This is a genomic window from Bacillus sp. SIMBA_074 (assembly GCF_046534555.1).
Taxonomy (GTDB): Bacteria; Bacillota; Bacilli; order Bacillales; family Bacillaceae_G; genus Bacillus_A; species Bacillus_A mycoides.
On the sequence record NZ_JAWRYM010000072.1, the window covers coordinates 1 to 1,446 of the forward strand.

Annotated in this window: 1 protein-coding gene; it reads right to left on the reverse strand. The window is 36.0% G+C overall.

What is annotated here, in order from left to right; translation table 11 throughout:
- Positions 1–36 precede the first annotated feature (36 nt).
- Positions 37–1,391 (reverse strand): IS3 family transposase gene (locus tag SB773_RS29810; protein WP_410593793.1). Its coding sequence is split into 2 segments (ribosomal slippage): positions 37–938 and positions 938–1,391, totalling 1,356 coding nucleotides; the frame shifts between segments, so codons are not numbered across the junction.
- Positions 1,392–1,446: the final 55 nt, after the last annotated feature.

The window sequence follows — 1,446 nt, forward strand, 5'->3', positions numbered from 1 at the left end:
TGAAGTGACCCCTAAAAGTTAGACACGGTTATTTCATTAGGCAACTTGATCCAAATGAGTCCGGTATTGTACCGGGCTCATTTTTAATTTTGCCTTAATCCGTTTCGTATTATAATAATCTATATATTTTTCTAATTCTATTTTAAAATGCTCAATACATTCAAATTCTTTTATATAGAGGAACTCCGACTTCATAATCCCAAAGAAATTCTCTATTACTGCGTTGTCGTAACAGTTTCCTTTTCGAGACATACTCTGTACGATAGCTCTTGATTCAAGTGTACGGACGTACTGTCTCATTTGATAATGCCATCCTTGATCCGAATGCATCAGTAGCTGGTGGTTTTCAGGTAAACGTTCTAATGCTTTCTCTAACATCTCTGAAACAAGCGAATACGTCGGTCTAGAACCAATTGTATAGGTAATAATTTCACCATTATACAAATCTAATACAGGTGATACATACAGTTTTTCTCCAAACAATTTAAACTCTGTGATGTCTGTTACCCATTTTTGATTCGGTGCATCTGCATAAAAATTACGCTCTAAAATATTGGGGGCAATTTTACCGACTTTCCCCTTATAAGATTTATATTTCTTCATGCGCACAACGCACTTTAAGCCAAGCTCTTTCATAATGCGTTGCACCTTCTTGTGATTCACTTTCTGACCACGATTCGTTAATTCATCACGAATGCGACGGTAACCATAACGACCTTCATTCTCCTCATAAATCGCTTTAATCTCAGCTTTCAAATCGGCATCTACATCTGGGCGATTCATTTTTTTTACTAAATCATAATACGTGCTTCGTGGAATACCAGCTAGCTCCACGAGTGCCTTCACCAAATATTTATGCCTTAATTCATAGACTACTTGCGCTTTATCTTGTTTTGTGATTTTTCCTTGTTTTGAACTAAGGCATTCAACTTTTTTAAGTACTCATTTTCCATTTCAAGCTGTTTAATACGTGCTTCAAGTGCTTCGACTGACCCTTCAGCTAAAGCTTGTTTTAATTGTTTATTTGAATCTTTTTTCATGGATGAACGCCCCTTTTTCTTAGATTGAAGGGCATCAATTCCTTGTGTTTCGAGTTGTTTTTTCCAAACAGAAATCGTTGAAGGGGCAGGAATGTTAAAGATAGCTGCCGTCTCAAATAAGGACATACCGTTTTCAATCATAAAGTTTAGTACGTCTAGTTTAAATTGTTGTGTGTAATTTGTACATCGTTTTAGAAAAGCTTCCACACCATTTTGCTTATATTGGTTTACCCAATTCAAAATGATTGTGCCACTTATACCGATCGCTCTACCCATTTCTCGATAACTTTCATTTCCGTTCAAATAACGTAGAACGATTTGTATTTTTTTATCAGCTGTAAATTTAGCCATAGAAAAACTGCACCTCCAATTGTTAGACTGTGTCTAACAATTGGGGTGCAGTTCA